The following is a 16098-nucleotide window of genomic DNA, read 5'->3' as shown; positions in this document are numbered from 1 at the left end:
CCGGGACGGCTCAGTCGCGCAGCAACGCGAGCGTCCGGGCGCGCCGCACCGCCTCTCCCCTCCTCGTCACCCCGAGCTTCCGATAGATGCTCTTGAGGTGCGTCTTGACCGTGTTGATCGACAGGCACAGATCCGCGGCGATCTCCTCGGTGGTCAGCATCCGGGCCAGCCGCAGCAGGACATCGAGTTCCCGCGGGCTCAGGCTCTCGACGGCGGCCGTCTTCTCCCGCTCCGGTCCGCCCGGGGACCGAGGTGCCCGGACGCCCATGCCGAGCGGGCCGAGCAGCCGCTGGTACGGCCGTCCCAGTTCCGGATCATGTCGCAGTACGGGACCCAGCCATTCCCTGGCCAGCGCGAACGGGAGCCGGATCTGCTCGCGATCGGCGAGCCGGAACGCGCGGTCGAGGGAGCGGCGGCCACGCGGCGATTCCTGTCCGCCGTAGGCGAGACACGCGTCCAGGAGCCAGGCCTCGACGCGGACGTCGGCCGGCACGGCCGGCGGTCCGGCCAGGACCTGCCGCACCAGGTCGGCCGCGGCCCCGTGCTCGCCACCGCACATCTCCGCGCGCGCCAACGCCACGGCCGAACCGGGCATGCCCGCGCCGCCGGCCAGCACCGCGGCGGCCCGGGCCTCGTCCACCGCTCCGCGGGCCGCGTGGGCCTGCACGGCCACCAGGCGCAGCCTGCGATCGAGCCAGGGCACCCGCCGCGGCTCCCGGCCGATCACGCCGAGCACCTCGAGGGCACGTGCGGGCCGTCCTCGCGCGACCTCCGCGCGGGCGGCGAAGAGGCGATGCACGACGGACAGGAACGCGTCGGGGCAGTCGAGGAGCGCCGACTCCGCCTTGCCCAGCTCCTCACATGCCGCGGCAGGCTCGCAGCGTTCGAGTTCCACGGCGGCGCTCGCCAGGTGCGCGGCCGCCGACCGCCTGCCGGGCGGAGACGTCGACACCTCTGGCAGCCGGGCGGCACGGCCGGTGAGCTCCGCGGCACGAGTCACCCTGCCGAGCAGGACCTCGACGAGCGCCAGGTATCCGAGGGAGGACCGGCGCTGGAAGTCACCGCCCGCCTGCGTCGCGGCCTCCACGGCCACCTCGAAGAGCCCGGCCGCCTCGTCCAGCCGGCCGTCCCGCAGGACGGCGGCCGCCTGCACCGAGGTGAGCAGCGACCGCAGGCCCGGATTCTCGCCCAGCAGCCGTTCCGGGAATCTGAGCGGGCGGCCCCGGGCCTCAACGGCCGGCCCCTCGGCCGCGATGGAGTCGAGGGACCGGTCCCGGGCGAAACGGACCGCGCTGGCGCAGAGCCGCGCCGCGGGCGCCTGCCCGATCGGAAGACGCCCGAGAAGACGCTCGGCGTGCTGGAGGGCGACGGCACAGGCCCGTTCGTCGCCACGGGACACCGCCACGGCGGCCGCCACGATGGCCGGCTCCGGCTCCGAGCCGGAGAAGGCGGGCTCGCCCGGCATGTCGCGGAAGACCTCGGCGAGCGGGTCGGCCACGCGGAAGCCGAGCACCCGCCCGACGGCGAGCCGGTCGACGACCAGCCAGGCCGCGTACCGCCAGTCCCCCGCGCACGCGGCCTGCTGGACGGCCTCGGTCAGCCGGCCCGCGCGGTCGAACCAGGAGGCCGCCCGGCGGTTCAGGACGGCTTCCTCCCCAGGCGTCTCATGACGAAGGACGAGACGCAACGCCTCGCGGAACATCGCGTGGTACCGATACCAGCCATGGCCGAGCGGCTCGACGAACGAGTTCCGCTCCGTCATCGCGGCGAAGGCCACGGCGGCTCCGGGACCCGCCAGTTCCGCCGCCAGCTCGGCGTTGACGCCGTCCACGACGCTCGTGGCCAGCAGCAGGCGCCTGACGGCCGGCGGTTGCGCGTCGAGCACCTCCTCCAGCAGGTAGCCGACCACCGCCTGGTCGTCGCCGGCGAACTGCTCGACGAACGCCTCGGGATCGGGATGAGCCTCCATCGACATCGCGGCGAGGCGCACGCCCGCCGCCCACCCTTCCGTCCTCGCGCCGAGCGCCCGCAGTGCGGACGCGCTGAGCCGCACGCCGTGCTGGGCGAGAACGGCCGCGATCTCCGGCTCGCCGAACGCCAGATCGCCGGCGCGGATCTGGGTGACCCGACCGGCCAGCGAGTACCGGCGCAGCGGGAGCGGCGGATCGCTCCGGCACATGATGACGATGTGGAGGGCCGGCCCCGCGTACGCCATCAGCTGGACGACACAGTCGGCCGGCACCGAGTCCGGCTCCGGCGGGAAGTCGTCCAGCACCAGCACCACCCGGGTGCCCAATCCGGCCAGATGCGCCGCCACCTCCGTCAGAACATCATCGTCATCGCCGCTCCGGGAGAGCCCCGTCCACCCCGCGACCCCTGACTCGGACAGACTCCCGGCAAGGCGTGCGCAGAACCCTTCGATCGTGTGCACAGGCCGTTCCCCGGAAATCCAGAGGACGGGTCCCGCCGCTCGCGGTTCCAGGGCCGCCCAGGACGCGACGGCGATGGTCTTTCCCGCTCCCGGTGGACCGGTGACCACCGTGAGCGGACCGCGAACGCCCTTCCTCAGATGCTCCAGCAACCGGGCCCGGACCACGACACGCTCGGACATGAACGGGAGCGTCGCCTTGTAGTCCTCCGTGCCCATCGGCACGGCCGCGTGGGCGGCCGCACCAGGTGGTCGTGCGATGTCCTCGACAGGCTGAACAGTCATCATCGTCGGGCTCCGTCCGAAGGGGGAGGGCCTTAGGTAAGGTGTCCCTCTCCGTGGGGTGACCCGACAACCACCCCTGTGGCCGCCTCACCCGGGTGAGGCGGCCTCACCCGGGTGAGCGAATCCCCGTTCCGGTGCACGATCGCGACGGGGCACGGCGCGTACAGGAGCATCGCCTGGCTGGTCGAGCCCAGCAGGAGCGGCGGGTCCCCCTCCGCCACCCGGTCCCCCATCGCGAGCATCTGGGCTCCCGCCGCCGCTCCGGCGAGCGCGCGGCGCGGTGGCTCGGGAGTGATCGAAATCCGTGCGTCGACGTTCGGGTGCCTGGCCCTGTGCGGCGCGATCAAGCGTTCGAGCCTGGCGCCCGCCGCCCGCCCGAGCTCCGCCATGTCCGCCCGCCCGCCGCTCCCGGCGCCGGGCGGCGCCCGTTCCGCTCCGTAACCGTGCACCAGGTGAACCCGCCAGCCCTGCAGCGCCGCCTCGGCGAAGCCGAACGCGAGGACCCTGCTGCAGGACACCGCGTCGGCGTACCCGACGACGATCCGCCCGTCCCCCGGGCCCACATCCCGTACGACGATCACCGGGCAGGGCGCGCGGGCCGCCACCCGGGACGCCGTGGCCCCCAGCGGCATCTCGTCATGGCCGTTCGCGCCCAGCACGACCAGCTCGGCACGCGCGCTCTCGTGCAGAAGCACCGAGGCCACCGGCCCTTCCACGAGCCGGCCGGTGACCGCGGTCCTGGGCGCGAGCCCACTGGCGAGGCCGACTCCGTGCTCGAGCACCCTCTCCGCCAGCGTCCTGATGACCCGCTTCGCGGAAGGGTCGACCTCGCGCTCCAGATACGGCCAGGACCACGCGTGGCAGACCGTCAGCCCGATGCGCCGGCGCCGCGCCTCGTCCACCGACCAGCGCAGTGCCCTTTCCCCCTCGCGTAACCCGTCGTATCCGACGACCACATGCGAGTACCAAGCCATGGGAGCTCCAGTGTCAGCCTCGTCCAGTATGCGATCCCGGATGCGGGCCGGCTCGGAGCCGTCGGCGGAGTGCCCCTTGACAAGGTCGGTCAAGTTTCGTATACGTCCCGTCCGGCGCGGCGGAGGGATTCACACCGCGCCGGAGGCGTTCCACTCAACCGGCCAGAACCTTGGCCTTCGCGCGCTCGTACTCGTCGGCACTGAGGTCGCCATGGTTCTTGAGGTCGACGAGCCGCTCCAGTGCGCCGGCCTGACCGGCGGGCACGCTGCCAGGGAGCATGTTGTGCCGATGGTCCATCCCGCGCCGCCGGTGCCAGTTGGTCTCCCTGTCGCCCATCCCGCCGCCTCGCACGGCCAGGTACGCGAAGACCCCGATGAACGGCAGGACGATGACGAGGACGGACCAGCCGGCCTTGGCCCCGCCGCTCAGCGAGTCGTCACGGAAGAGGTCGGCGATGACGCGGAACAGCAGCGCGAACCAGAGAATCCAGAGGAAGAACCACATCGTGGTCCAGAACACGCCCAGCAGAGGGTAGTCGTCCATGGTCGATCTCCTGTCGGTCGTGAGGGATGTGGCGGCCGCGTGGTGGTGTCGGCTGGGAGCCGCCGCGCAGTCATGTGCCACCGACCATGACGCAGGCTCCAGTGGACTGATCTGGAGACAGGTTCGTCCCGCCCGGCATGGACGTCATCACCCGCAGCGGGCGAGCAACGTCCCATGGAGAGGCCAGGGCGCGTGGTCGCCGGCTCGGGCGCCAGAGCATGCTCGGCTGCCACCGGACCAGCGCGGGCAATCACCCTGGCCGGGTGATGGCCCGCCCATCACCCGGCCCCATGCTGATCGCACCGAAGTACTGCGGCCCGAGGCCGCCGACGACCGTCCGGATGAGGAGACCGCGAGATGACCGATCAGACCGTCACGCCGCCGCGCCAGTTGAACACGGGCTCGCTTCTCGCCGGTGCCGCCTTCATCGGAGCGGGGACGCTCCTCAGCCTGACCGGCGTCGCGCTCAGCGGCTCGGCGCTGCTCGCGGGCACCCGGCGGTGGGTCCAGCAGATGGACGTGCCGCCCCGCGAACTCGCCATGCAGAAGCTGTCCCAGGCCAGGGCCGCCACCACAGCAGGCGTCGCGGCCTGGCAGAACGCCCCCGTCCACCAGGGCCGACCCACGTGAATGAACTGCCCCCGCTCCGCGACCATGTGACCAGATTTGGTCGCGGAACGGGGCCGTTCATACGTTCACCGCCCCGCAGGTCTTCGGCGATGCCGTCCGCCCATGCGCGGCGGGCGAAATGACGCGCCTCCCGATGCCAGCGCCCCCCGTAAGCGGACACTGATTCGAGCGGGTCGAAGGTCCCGGACGTACGGGACGCTCGGCACTGATCTCCCGGCCGGCCGGTTGCGACGCTGGAAGCGACCGAGGGAGGTCATCAATGCAGATCCTGCTCGAACACCGCGCCGTCGTGGTCGGCGTGGACGGATCCCCCAACTCCCTGGCCGCGCTCCGCCGCGCCGCCCGGGAGGCCGTGGAGCGGCGCGCGCGCCTGGACGTCATCCGGGTGGTGAACCCCGGCGCCGACGCCATGCCCCGCCCGCTGCGCACCGCCAAGGAGTGGCTGCGGCTGCGCGACCTGGTCGCCCACGCCGTCCCCCGCACCCAGCACCTCACGACCCGCCTCAAGATCGCTCATGGCAGGCCCGGCGAGGTTCTGGCCAAGGCCGCCGAGCACGCCGAGCTGCTGGTGATCGGCGCGCGGGTGAACTCCGAGCACGGCAACCCCTTCGGCGGCGACACCGTGCCCGTCGCCCGCGAGCTGGCGCGCTGCCCGGTGGTCATCTGCGCCGACCAGACCGCCGCGTCCCAGGAAACCTCGTAGCCCTTCAGCGCCGTGCCCGTCCTCGACGACGACGGACGCCTCGCCGGAATCGTCACCGAAGCCGACCCGCTCCGCAAGGAGGAGTTCAAGCCCGACGACGCCGGAGAACGCCCGCTGTGGGGCCGCCGCCGGCACCACGCACTCAGCAAGGCCCTCGCGATCGACGCCGGCGGCCTGATGACCTCGCCCGCCGTCGACGCGAGCGGAGCCTGTGCGGCATCGTCGCCCAGCGCGACCTGCTAAGCGTGTTCCACCGCAGCGGCCGAAGGCGTCGTGGACGTCGTCAGCGACCTCGCCTACGAGCGCGACGACACCCGCCCGACCGCCTATCCGAGAGCGTGAGAGGTCCGGCTGGGACGACGGCTCCGAGCAGGCCGAATCCTTTTAAGGCCGTGGGGACGTGCTGACCGACCGATGGACCTCGCACGATCGTCGCCGAACGGTTCATCAGCCGGTGCCCGCATCCCTGCCGTCTGCGCGCGGGGGTTCGAGGGACAGCGCCGCCAGCCCGTCCCGGCAGGACCGCAGAACTGGGTGATCAGCCGCAACCTCGGGTCCGAGGATGCCAATGGCACGCCGGTAGAGCGGCTCGGCCGCCACGGCGTCGCCACGGTCTTCGCACAGCCGCGCGAGGTTGTGCAGGACGGTCGCGAGGTCCGGGTGCCCGGGTCCCTGGGTCCTCTCCCGAAGCACCAGGGACCTGCGGTACAGCCTCTCGGCCCGGGCCGTCTCCCCACGCCGGTGGAGCAGGGCCGCCAGGTTGCCCTGGGTGATCGCCACCTCGAGGTGATCGGGTCCGAGGGCGCGGGTGAAGACGTCCAGGGCGTCCGTGAGCAGCGCTTCGGCCTCGGCGTCCTCTCCGAGGGCGTCGAGGATCGCCGCGAGCGCGGCCCGGTCCGCGGCCACGTCGACATGGCCGTCGCCCAGCGCGCGGATGCGCAGCTCGACCGAACGCCGGGCATGCCCGGCCGCCTCGGCGTAGTTCCCTCGGGCGTGTTCGAGGCCGCCGAGGTTGTGGCAGAGGCCGGCGACGTCGTTCGGGTCGGATCCGCCCGTCCGCTCGATGATGGCCAGGGCGTCCAGGTAGAGCCGGGACGCCTCCTCGAACCGACCCGCGTACTTGAAGGTGACGGCAAGCTCGTTCAGCAGGTAGGCGGTCTCGGCAGCGTCCGGTCCGTACGCCTGCTCGGCGTGCCGGATGCCGCGCCGGAGCAGCGACGCGGCCTCGCCGTAGCCGCCCCGGAGGCGTGCCAGCTTGCCCAGCGCGTGGAGGGCATCGGCCCGCCATGCGTCCGCCCGCGCCCCGGCCGCGTCGCCGGCCAGCCCCAGGATCCGCTGGTAGGGCACCTCGGCGGCGTCTTGATCGCCTGACTCCTCGAACGCCCGGCCGGCCGCGAACAGCGACCTGACCTCGTCCGCAACGGCGTCCGGCCGTTTCATGCCGCTCCCTCTTCCGGTCGGGCGGTGCCGGGCCGTCCGAGATCGAGGCCCGCGGGCAGAAGACGCTCGACGCGCCTGGTCAGCGCGGCCGCCACGGCGAGCACCGCGACGCATCCGCCGAGGAACGCCGCCGCGGCGCCGCCGGCGAAGGCCAGGCCGCACGCCGCCGGGCCGACAATGAAGCCGGTGGTGTACGCCAGCGCGTGCAGGCCGTTGTACCGGCCCCGGGAATGCGCCGGGGCCAGGTCGTTCACCAGCGGCGCCACGGTCGGCGCCAGGAACGTCTCGCCGACCGCGAAGACGACCATCGCCAACGCGAAAACGATGAGGCGGCCATCGGCCAAGAGGGTCAGTCCCCAGGACACCGCCCAGCAGAGGCAGACCAGCGCCATGCCGTGGGTCCGCCGCCGTCCGGCCATGACCTTCAGGACGGGCAATTGGACGGCCAGCACGGTGACGCAGTTCGCCGCGTAGACGATGCCGAGCCCGCCCGCGGTGAGGCCGCCCTCGCCGGTGGCGTACGCGGGAAAAGCGGCGTGGAACTGCGCGGCGCCGGCGGCCACGGCCAGCGACAGCCAGACCCAGATCCAGCGGAACGGCTTGTCGGCGATGGCGTGCCGGAATCCGCGCGGGCCGTCGTCGGCCGCGCCGTCGTCCGCGGGCGGCCTGCGGCCGAGGCCCCGGCACAGCATCAGCACCGGGATCAGGAGCAGGAAGCTCAGCGCGTCCAGGAGGTACAGGCGCTGGAAGCTCGCCGCCGAGGACAGGTCGGCCAGCAGCCCGGACGCGGCCGCGCCCATCGCGAGCCCGAAGTTCATGGTCGCGTGGCGCACCGCGAAGACCGTCGATCGCTGTGCCGGACCGGCCAGCGAGCCGAGCAGCGCGTCCTGCGCCGGCCAGATGATCGCCGCGCCCAGACCGAGCAGCCCGCACGCGACGAACGCCGCGGGCACCGACCCGGCGCCGACCAGCGCGGCCGATCCCACGGCCGCGACCACCAGACCGGCCACCAGGGCGTTGCGGGCCCCCGCGCGGTCCGCCAGCTGACCGCCGGCCGGGTTGCCCAGAAGGCCGGCGAAGGCCACCGCGGACACCGCGAGGCCCGCCCAGCGCACGTCGAGACCGCGCACCGTGTGCAGGTAGACCAGGAGGAAGGGAAGGGTGAGACCACTGCCCGCGGCCGAGGCCGCGTCCGCGGCGAGCACCACCCAGACCTGCCGCGGCAGGTCGGGGACGAACCGAGGGATCCGGAAGGTGCCACCCGCAGCGCCACGGACGAGCCGCTTCGCCGACATGTTCATGACCGACCTTTCGGATCCCCCAGCCCGAGACGGGCCGTTCCTACCGCCGCGCGACCAGGATCTCGTTGTGGTTGATCGAGATGCCCTTGCACTTCGCCCCGACGACGGTCTCGTTGTGGTTCACCGAGATACCCCTGCGCTTCGCCCCGACGACGGTCTCGTTGTGGTTCACCGAGATACCCCTGCGCTTCGCCGCCACCACGGTCTCGTTGTGGTTCAGCGAGATTCCGCGGGAACGCCGTTCCGTAGCAGTCATTTCGCGGCCCCCTTTCCGGTTTCTGATCGGTGTCTTGAAACCAGAATCACTCTCGGAGATGAATGAGGGGAGAGGCCAAGGTCCCGCTACTTTCACCAGAGGTCCCGAATCCGACATTCGGGGGCGCCGCCCCACCGGCCCGGGCACTCCCGTCTTTCGCGGCCACCGCGGGGCCCGAGGGGCGCGTTTCCGTGACATGCGATGCGCCTGTGTCCCGCTGCCGCACGCCGAATAGGCGCTCACCGAAGTGAGCGCCTCTCGGGTGTCTTCGTCTATCGGGTCACTTGAGAATCGGAAGGCGCTGGACCAGGGGCATCTTGGCCCACCAGCGGCCGAGGCCGAGGGTGTCGCCGGCGCTGACCAGGGCCAGGCCGATGATCAGGATCGCGTAGATCAGGTGGTCGTCCATGAAGAGGTTGTTGGCCGGCGGCAGGGTCGCCGACCACATCATGACCAGCAGCGCCGCGCCGCCGGCCGCCGCGATCCGCATGCCGACGCCCAGGATCAGGGCGGCGCCGACGCCGCCGAGACCGATCATGAACAGCCAGTCGGCCCAGGCCGCGCCGGCGATGTCGTGGTAGAACCCGGCGAACGGGCCCTTCGGCGAGAACTTCAGGAATCCTTCGGTGGGGCTACCGCCCTTGGTCCACGCCTTGGCGGCGGGGGTCTCGTGCCCCAGCCCGAACAGCTTGTCCAGGAACGCCCACAGGAACACCCACCCCAGCGCCAGCCGCGCGGCCGCCCACATGTACCGGGCGGCGGGCGACTCGGTCAGCGGTTTGGGGGCCACCACCCGCACCAGCGCGCGGTGTCCGTGCCGGGTGGTCATCTTGTGCTCGGAGACCGCCATCGTGTCTCACCTTCCATCGCATCGCCTTTTCTTTTGCCACCTCGAATTCAACTTCATGGGCAGCGCGTGCTGTAGGTCCGTTCGGGTCATGATGGACGGGACCTACGTCCCGTTACCCAGCCGTTTTCCCGTGCTTGCAGACCGACTGTTCTCAGTCGGGACGTCCCTGGTGTCTTAACCTCGCCAGGAAGGACTCGGGAGGGAAATAGTGAGCGGATCTGGACCCGGCGACAATCGGACCGTGAACGGTCATCCGTCCTTGAGCGGCACGCGCCAGACCAGGATCGTGCCGCCACCCGGCCGCCGCTTGATATCGAAGGAGCCGCCGCAGGTCTCGGCGCGTTCGCTCATGTTGCGAAGGCCGCTACGGCGGCCGCCCTCGGGAATGCCCACACCGTCGTCCTCGACGCGCACCGTCAACTCGTCGCCGACATCGATGACGACGGCCGCTTCACTGGCCCGGGCGTGCCGCGCCACGTTCGACAGCGCCTCGCGCACGATCGCCAGCAAGTGCTCGCCGGTCTCATCGTCGACGGAGATGTCGAGCAGGCCGTCGAGCCTCACCGACGGGGAGAACCCCAGTTGCTCGGCGGCGTTTTCGACGAGGGCGTGGACGCGGCCGCGCAGGGACTCCTCGTCGCCCGCCGCCTGCAGCGCGAAGATCGACGAGCGGATCTGGCGGATGGTGTCGTCGAGGTCGTCCACGGCGCGCTGGACCCGGACCGCGACCTCCCGCTTCTGGGTGATCTTGATGGCGGCCATCAGCGTCATCGCGGTCGCGAACAGCCGCTGGATGACGGTGTCGTGCAGGTCCTTGGCGATCCGGTCGCGGTCCTCCAGCAGCGCCAGCCGTTCGGCGTCGCGGCGCCGGTCGGCCAATTCCAGGGCCACCGCCGCCTGCCCGGCGAACGCCTCCAGCAGCCGCTGCGTCCCCTCGGAGAAGGCCGGTCCGCCGGGTCCGTTGACGACCGAGAGGAGACCGCGGGCCGAGGAGCCCACGCCCAGCGGCACCACCAGGAGCGGACCGATCTCCAAGTCGACCGGCGTGCCGGCCTCGCTGACCGCCGCGGCACCGTCGGTCAGGCGCAGCGTCGTCCCCTTCCCGAAGACGTTCCCGGCGATCGAATGGTCCCCGGGGATCCGCAACCCGCGCATCCGATCGGCCTCGGTGCCGTCGGCGGCCTCCACCACGAACTCACCGCCCGCCTCGTCGACCAACGCGACGGTGGCCAGTTCCGCGTCGGCGATCTCGCGCGCCCGCTCGGCGACCACGGCGGTGACCTGGTGCGGATCGGTCCCCGACAGCAACGCCGTGGTGATCTCCGCGGAAGCCTCCAGCCAGCGCTCCCGCCGTCTGGCCTCCTGATACAGCCGGGCGTTCTCGATCGCCACACCCGCGGCCGTCGCCAGCGCGGTGACGACGACCTCGTCCTCCTCCTCGAAGTGACCGCCGCCGGCCTTCTCCGTCAGGTAGAGGTTGCCGAAGACCTCGTCCCTGACCCGGATGGGGACGCCCAGGAACGTGCGCATCGGCGGATGGTTGGCCGGGAAACCGTACGACTCGGCGTGCTCGGGCAGGTCCGGCAGCCGCAGCGACTGCGGCTCCTTGATCAGCAGCCCCAGGATGCCGAGGCCGTGCGGCCAGTGGCCGATCGCCGCGATCTCGTCCTCGGTGACCCCGACGGTGACGAACTGGACGAGGTGCTCTCCCTCTTCGTCGATCACACCGAGCGCACCGTAGCGGGCGTCGACGAGCGTGGTGGCGGCTTCGGTGATGCGCCTCAGCACCGTCTCCAGGTCCAGCTCGCCGCCGATGGAGACCACGGCCTCCAGCAGGGCGTGCACCCGGTCACGGGTCGACCGCGCCGCCGCCAGCCTGGTCTGGAGTTCGGCCAGGAGATCGTCCAACTGCAATTGAGGAAGAATCAGCCGTGCCTTGTCCTCGCCCGCCCCGGGCTCATCGGTCACGCCCCCAGTATCGCCGATCCCATCCCGATCAGGGCTCCTCGAGCATGACGTCCTCGACCGGCCGCCGCACGGTCGCCAACTCCTCCCCCGCCGGCACTCCGATCCGCAGGAGCATTTGCGGGTGGGCGTCGCCGCAGAAATGCGTGCGGATGAACGCCCGCAGCTCGGGAACCTGCATTGCCTGCGTGTGGAATGCGGCAGACAAATCGTCCTGGGCGGCGCGCAATAGCATGCGCTCCAGCGCCTGGCCCGCGTGCAGCCACGCGGCCGGAGTGTCCTCGGCCGTGACGAGCAGCACGGCGATGCCCGTGAGAGCGATCCCGTCGTCGTCTGCGGGCTCGACGCCCCACCCCTGTCCGCGGGCGAAGTCTCGCGGTGGGAAGTGCGGTTCGGTCCTGGGGGTCCGCCTCGGATAGGAGACGGGCTGCACGCCGTCCTTACGCGCCGTGGTCGGCGACGGCGCCCAGCGGGCGATCTCCGTCGAGTAGGCGGACGTGCGGCGCTGGACGTGCTCGGCCGCGTCGGTCAGCGCGGCCAGCGCGCCCTTGACATGGACGTCGACGGCCTGGACGACCCGAGCTCCTTCCTGCTCGGCCGCGAGCCTCAGGGCCGCCGGCAGACCGGGCGGCACCGGGCCCGGCCGGAATCCGCCGCGGTGGCTGTGCCGCCGCTCGATCTGGGCGTACTCTCCGTCGATCTCCCTGGTGACCGGCTCCCGATCGGGTTCCACCTCGACATCGGCCAGCAGGTTCGGGCGATCCACGTCGGGCAGCAGCCGCACGTCCGGTTCGTAGCCGCGCTTCCGCAGTGACAGCCGCAGGTTGTACAGGGCCGCCCCGCAGCTGATCAGCATTTCCCTGCCCTGCGGGTCGGCGACGTCCAGGCGGCGATCGGGGTCGGCGCGCAGGCTGATCCGCGACCCGCGCGCGCTGAAGCGCCATGGCTGGGTGTTGTGCACCGACGGTGCCCGGATCGCGTCCTCCACTGCGCCGCGGAGGACGTCACGCCCGATCGCGGCGCTGTCGCTGGTATGCATCGATCGCTCCTTCCGCTCTCTACTTCCAGCCCATCACCCGGCCTCACCCGCCGAAAGGGCCGAAGGTCCGCGACAAGACCGCATCTGCTCGATGGGACGTTCGTCCCGGGGATCGAGGGACTTCCGGCGCCTGTGAGAGGCCCCGCGCGCCGGGTAGCGTCCGTGCCATCACCACTGACTCAAGGGAACGATCACTATGAACGGGCCGGACGATCAGAACGCTCCGCAGGACACGAAGACGATCCGGGTGTTCCTGATGGACGATCACGAGGTCGTCCGCCGCGGCGTCGCCGCCCTGCTGTCCGCCGAGGACGACATCGAGATCGTCGGCGAAGCCGGCACCGCACAACACGCCCTGGCACGGATCCCCGCCGCCCGGCCCGACGTCGCCGTCCTGGACGTCCGCCTCCCCGACGGCGACGGCGTCACCGTCTGCCGCGAAATCCGCTCCCAGATGCCCGACCTGGCCTGCCTGATGCTGACCTCCTTCGACGACGAGGACGCCCTCTTCGAAGCCGTCATGGCCGGCGCCTCCGGCTACGTCCTCAAACAGATCCACGGCTCCGACCTCGTCGGCGCCGTCCGCACCGTCGCCTCCGGCCAGTCGCTCCTCGACCCCCGCAGCACCGCCCGCATGCTCCAGCGGATCCGCGCCCGCCAAGAGAAGAAGGACCCCCTCAAAGGCCTCACTGAACAGGAACGCCACATCCTGGAACTCATCGGCGAAGGCCTCACCAACCGGCAGATCGGCGAACGCCTCTTCCTGGCGGAAAAGACCGTCAAGAACTACATCTCCAGCATCTTCAGCAAACTCGGCATGAGCCGCCGCACCCAGGCCGCCGCCCTCGCCGCGCAACTCAAGGCCGACGCTCCCAAGGACCGCGGCCGCTCCGAGTGATCAGCGACGAGTGATCAGGCCGGTCGCTGCGCCGACCTTCGCCTCTGTCTGCGGTGGGCCGCGGCGTGTCGCTGGCTTACCGGTCCGGTATGAGGGCCGAGGCGGCGCAGACGGCCACGCATCGTCTGGTGGACGCCCGCGTCGCCCGCACCGAGCCCGCGAGCACCGGCCAAGTGCGCTACTTCCACACCGTGCTGACCTGGACGAGCCCGGACGGCCGGACGCACTGGACAACCGTCCCGGCAAGGAAGTCGATGAGCCCCGGCACGGTACGACGGGTCTGGGTGGACGCCTCGGGAGAGCCCGCCCAGCGGCCGCAGAGCCGCGCCGCCATCGTCACCGCCACCGCGTTCGCCGGCGCCGCAGCGTTGGGCTTCGCGGGAGCACCGCCGCTGGCGGTCTACTTGCTGGTCCGCCGGCGTTGCGAGCGCCGCCGCGCACGGATGTGGGACGCCGACTGGTCCCGCCTGGACCGGCGCCAGGTGAACTGATCCTCGAGGGACTTTGGTCCCGGCGTCACGTGACCGATGGCCCTGGGAACGGAACGCCCGCGGAGAAACGATGTAATCGGCACCCGCCGATGGGAGGCAGGGCACCGAGCCCGGAGCAGCGGACCAGGCGGCCCTTCTCCCATCGGCGGGTGCCCCAGGCCCGGTCCGAGGAAGGCACCAATGTTCGCGCTGGAGCGCCGCGAGTCCCGCATCTTGCCCAACCTGCTCGACTGGCGTGCAGGGCGGCTATGAGCAAGGCGCCGGGAAAGGTCAAGCGGCTGCGCCGCGCGGTGTACGAACGGGAACTCCTCCGCCTGCAGGCGGAGCTGGTGAAGCTCCAGGAATGGGTGCGCGCCGAAGGCGCCCGCGTCGTCGTGGTCTTCGAGGGCCGGGACGCGGCCGGGAAGGGCAGCACCATCAAGCGGGTCTCCGAGTACCTCAACCCCCGGGTGGCCCGCATCGTGGCGCTCCCCGCGCCGACCGACCGGGAACGCACGCAGTGGTACTTCCAGCGCTACGTCGAGCATCTGCCCGCGGCCGGCGAGCTCGTGCTGTTCGACCGGTCCTGGTACAACCGGGCGGGCGTCGAGCGGGTCATGGGCTTCTGCACACAGCAGGAGTACACCCGTTTCCTCCACCAGTGCCCGATCTTCGAGCGCCTCCTCGTCGAGGACGGCATCATGCTGCGCAAGTACTGGTTCTCGGTCAGCGACGCCGAGCAGGAACGACGCTTCCGCAGCCGGCTCGACGACCCGATGCGGCGATGGAAACTCTCCCCCATGGACCTGGAGTCGATCATGAGGTGGGAGGACTACTCGCGGGCCAAGGACGAGATGTTCGTCCACACCGACATCCCCGAAGCACCGTGGTACGTCGTCGAGAGCGAGGACAAGCGACGGGCGCGGATCAACATGATCGCCCACCTGCTGTCGACCGTTCCCTACGCGGAGGTGGAGCGCCCGCCGCTCGAACTGCCTCCGCGGCCCGCCCCGAAGGGATACGAGCGGCCGCCTCGCGAGATGCAGACCCAGGTCCCCGACCACTGCGCGACCCTCGGGCCCGGGCGCTGACCGTCCGGAGCGGTCACGGCGTCCGCTCCCATCCCCGCAGGGGTGGGACCCGTCGCCAACCGAACGTCGCGGCTGCGGTAGACGATGTAGGGGCGGGCCAGGTAGCCACGCCGGTCATGTCGGCGACGACTGCCCACGGTGCCGTCCAAGACCGCGAAACCCACCTCAACGGGGGTCTGTGAGAAGCGCCCGGCATACATGACCCGCAGCGAAGCGCCGCGCGGCCAACTGCAGGTTGACGGACCTAGCATGAGGCCGGCGGGCCCGCCGAGACCGCGATGGCCCACGACGACCGCGACAGCGTCTCATGCAACTACCGTCCGCTGGGCACAGCGCGCCCGGTCAACCAAGCACAGTGCCCTTGCCGCGCTCGCGGCACAGGTCGACGGCCTGAGCCTCGTCCTCCACGGCAACGCCAGGACCATCCGGTATGCGACGTCCGGAAAGCATCTCGGGACGGATCCTGACGAACTGGTCCCGTTGTCCCGGCGCCCATGTCCGCAGTTCGGCCTTCTCCAGCGCGGCGATCTCGCCAGGCGCGGAAACGCGGCGAGCCGGACCGACGGCGACCACCGACCAGCCCGTCCGCGCGTCGGTGTCGAAGGTGTCTATCTCGAAGGCGACGATGGTTCCGGTCGCAGCGGTGGCCAGCCGGGAACTCCCCGAGGTGCGGAACACGATGTCGTCGCCGTCGAGGACGTAGTTGACCGGTTGGACCGCCGGCAGGGCATTGTGGGTGAAGACGATCCGGCCGACATCGGCATGCCGCAGCAGGTCCCGGCATTCTTCGGGGGCGAGGACCTCCAGCCCACTGCGATCAAGCTCCATGTCTCCAGCATGCAAGGCGTGCGTACACCCTGTTAGGGCCCAAGGTCCCGACTCAAGCATCCTGGACGGCACAGGCGCCATACCGCCCGACCACGGTCACAGTGATCTTTCCCCGTTTTACGTCCACCTGTCGCGTCCGCCTGCGTTCCCGTCCCCGGACGCGACGGACCCCGCTCTCGTCCGGGGACGGGAGCGGGGTCCGTGTTCGGGGGGATCAGGGGGATCGGGGGGGGCGCCTCGGTGGGGGCCAGCCGGATGGGCCGGATCAGCCGAGGGGCTTGGGGGTGCCCTTCTTGCCGGCGCCGTGGCCCCAGGACAGGACCTGGTACTTGACGCCCTTGAGGTGGCCGACCGAGGTGCCGGTGTCGTACTTGCTGCTCGGCTTGTGGCCGTCGA

16 protein-coding genes are annotated in these 16098 nt (G+C 71.4%); 6 read left to right on the top strand and 10 right to left on the bottom strand.

From position 1 onward, the window contains the following. Window positions 1–10: 10 nt before the first annotated feature. From ACA514_RS29920 to ACA514_RS29910, 3 genes are all read right to left on the bottom strand, one after another. Window positions 11–2317 carry a LuxR C-terminal-related transcriptional regulator gene (locus tag ACA514_RS29920; protein ID WP_375044601.1) on the bottom strand — a complete coding sequence of 769 codons (2307 nt, stop codon included), beginning with the start codon at window positions 2315–2317 and terminating at the stop codon, window positions 11–13. A 428-nt stretch (window positions 2318–2745) separates the two neighbouring features. Next, on the bottom strand, window positions 2746–3687 hold the full coding sequence (locus ACA514_RS29915; protein ID WP_375044600.1) for a universal stress protein: 942 nt from the start codon (window positions 3685–3687) through the stop codon (window positions 2746–2748). Between the two features lie 154 nt (window positions 3688–3841). Beyond that, window positions 3842–4231, bottom strand: a complete 390-nt coding sequence (locus ACA514_RS29910; RefSeq protein WP_375044599.1) for an SHOCT domain-containing protein — start codon at window positions 4229–4231, stop codon at window positions 3842–3844. Between the two features lie 357 nt (window positions 4232–4588). Here ACA514_RS29910 and ACA514_RS29905 point away from each other — a divergent pair, with 357 nt between their 5' ends. From ACA514_RS29905 to ACA514_RS29895, 3 genes are all read left to right on the top strand, one after another. After that, on the top strand, window positions 4589–4861 hold the full coding sequence (locus ACA514_RS29905; RefSeq protein ID WP_375044598.1) for a hypothetical protein: 273 nt from the start codon (window positions 4589–4591) through the stop codon (window positions 4859–4861). A gap of 259 nt (window positions 4862–5120) precedes the next feature. Further along, window positions 5121–5564 (top strand): universal stress protein, encoded by a 444-nt coding sequence (locus ACA514_RS29900; protein WP_375044597.1) that lies wholly within the window; start codon window positions 5121–5123, stop codon window positions 5562–5564. Window positions 5565–5576: 12 nt separating this feature from the next. Next, complete coding sequence (locus tag ACA514_RS29895; protein ID WP_375044596.1) at window positions 5577–5807, top strand: hypothetical protein; 231 nt, start codon at window positions 5577–5579, stop codon at window positions 5805–5807. A gap of 204 nt (window positions 5808–6011) precedes the next feature. Here the strand turns inward: ACA514_RS29895 and ACA514_RS29890 are convergent, their stop codons facing one another. The 6 genes from ACA514_RS29890 to ACA514_RS29865 all read right to left on the bottom strand — a co-directional run bounded on the left by ACA514_RS29890 (window position 6012) and on the right by ACA514_RS29865 (window position 12415). Next, on the bottom strand, window positions 6012–7004 hold the full coding sequence (locus ACA514_RS29890; protein WP_375044595.1) for a tetratricopeptide repeat protein: 993 nt from the start codon (window positions 7002–7004) through the stop codon (window positions 6012–6014). Beyond that, window positions 7001–8305 (bottom strand): MFS transporter, encoded by a 1305-nt coding sequence (locus ACA514_RS29885; protein ID WP_375044594.1) that lies wholly within the window; start codon window positions 8303–8305, stop codon window positions 7001–7003. The genes ACA514_RS29890 and ACA514_RS29885 overlap by 4 nt, the downstream gene beginning before the upstream one ends. Window positions 8306–8345: 40 nt before the next feature. Further along, window positions 8346–8561, bottom strand: coding sequence for a hypothetical protein (locus ACA514_RS29880; RefSeq protein ID WP_375044593.1), 216 nt, complete (start codon window positions 8559–8561; stop codon window positions 8346–8348). A gap of 280 nt (window positions 8562–8841) precedes the next feature. Next, on the bottom strand, window positions 8842–9411 hold the full coding sequence (locus ACA514_RS29875) for a hypothetical protein (RefSeq protein WP_375044592.1): 570 nt from the start codon (window positions 9409–9411) through the stop codon (window positions 8842–8844). Window positions 9412–9660: 249 nt separating this feature from the next. After that, complete coding sequence (locus ACA514_RS29870; RefSeq protein WP_375044591.1) at window positions 9661–11379, bottom strand: GAF domain-containing sensor histidine kinase; 1719 nt, start codon at window positions 11377–11379, stop codon at window positions 9661–9663. A gap of 28 nt (window positions 11380–11407) precedes the next feature. Further along, window positions 11408–12415, bottom strand: a complete 1008-nt coding sequence (locus ACA514_RS29865; RefSeq protein ID WP_375044590.1) for an Acg family FMN-binding oxidoreductase — start codon at window positions 12413–12415, stop codon at window positions 11408–11410. Between the two features lie 196 nt (window positions 12416–12611). Between ACA514_RS29865 and ACA514_RS29860 the strand changes: the two genes are divergently transcribed. The 3 genes from ACA514_RS29860 (at window position 12612) to ppk2 (ending at window position 14874) form a co-directional block, all read left to right on the top strand. Then, on the top strand, window positions 12612–13313 hold the full coding sequence (locus ACA514_RS29860; protein ID WP_375044589.1) for a response regulator: 702 nt from the start codon (window positions 12612–12614) through the stop codon (window positions 13311–13313). Between the two features lie 89 nt (window positions 13314–13402). Next, window positions 13403–13804 (top strand): hypothetical protein, encoded by a 402-nt coding sequence (locus ACA514_RS29855; protein WP_375044588.1) that lies wholly within the window; start codon window positions 13403–13405, stop codon window positions 13802–13804. Between the two features lie 248 nt (window positions 13805–14052). Then, a complete protein-coding gene (gene ppk2 / locus ACA514_RS29850; protein ID WP_375044587.1) occupies window positions 14053–14874 on the top strand; it encodes a polyphosphate kinase 2 in 822 nt (273 codons plus the stop codon). Window positions 14875–15216: 342 nt separating this feature from the next. On the opposite strand, the gene ACA514_RS29845 is transcribed toward ppk2, so the two are convergent. Next, a complete protein-coding gene (locus ACA514_RS29845) occupies window positions 15217–15702 on the bottom strand; it encodes a pyridoxamine 5'-phosphate oxidase family protein (RefSeq protein ID WP_375044586.1) in 486 nt (161 codons plus the stop codon). Between the last annotated feature and the right edge of the window lie 396 nt (window positions 15703–16098).

This window comes from Actinomadura sp. NTSP31, assembly GCF_041951385.1.
Classification (GTDB): Bacteria; Actinomycetota; Actinomycetes; order Streptosporangiales; family Streptosporangiaceae; genus Spirillospora; species Spirillospora napierensis.
This window is presented reverse-complemented; position numbering and strand designations above follow the sequence as displayed.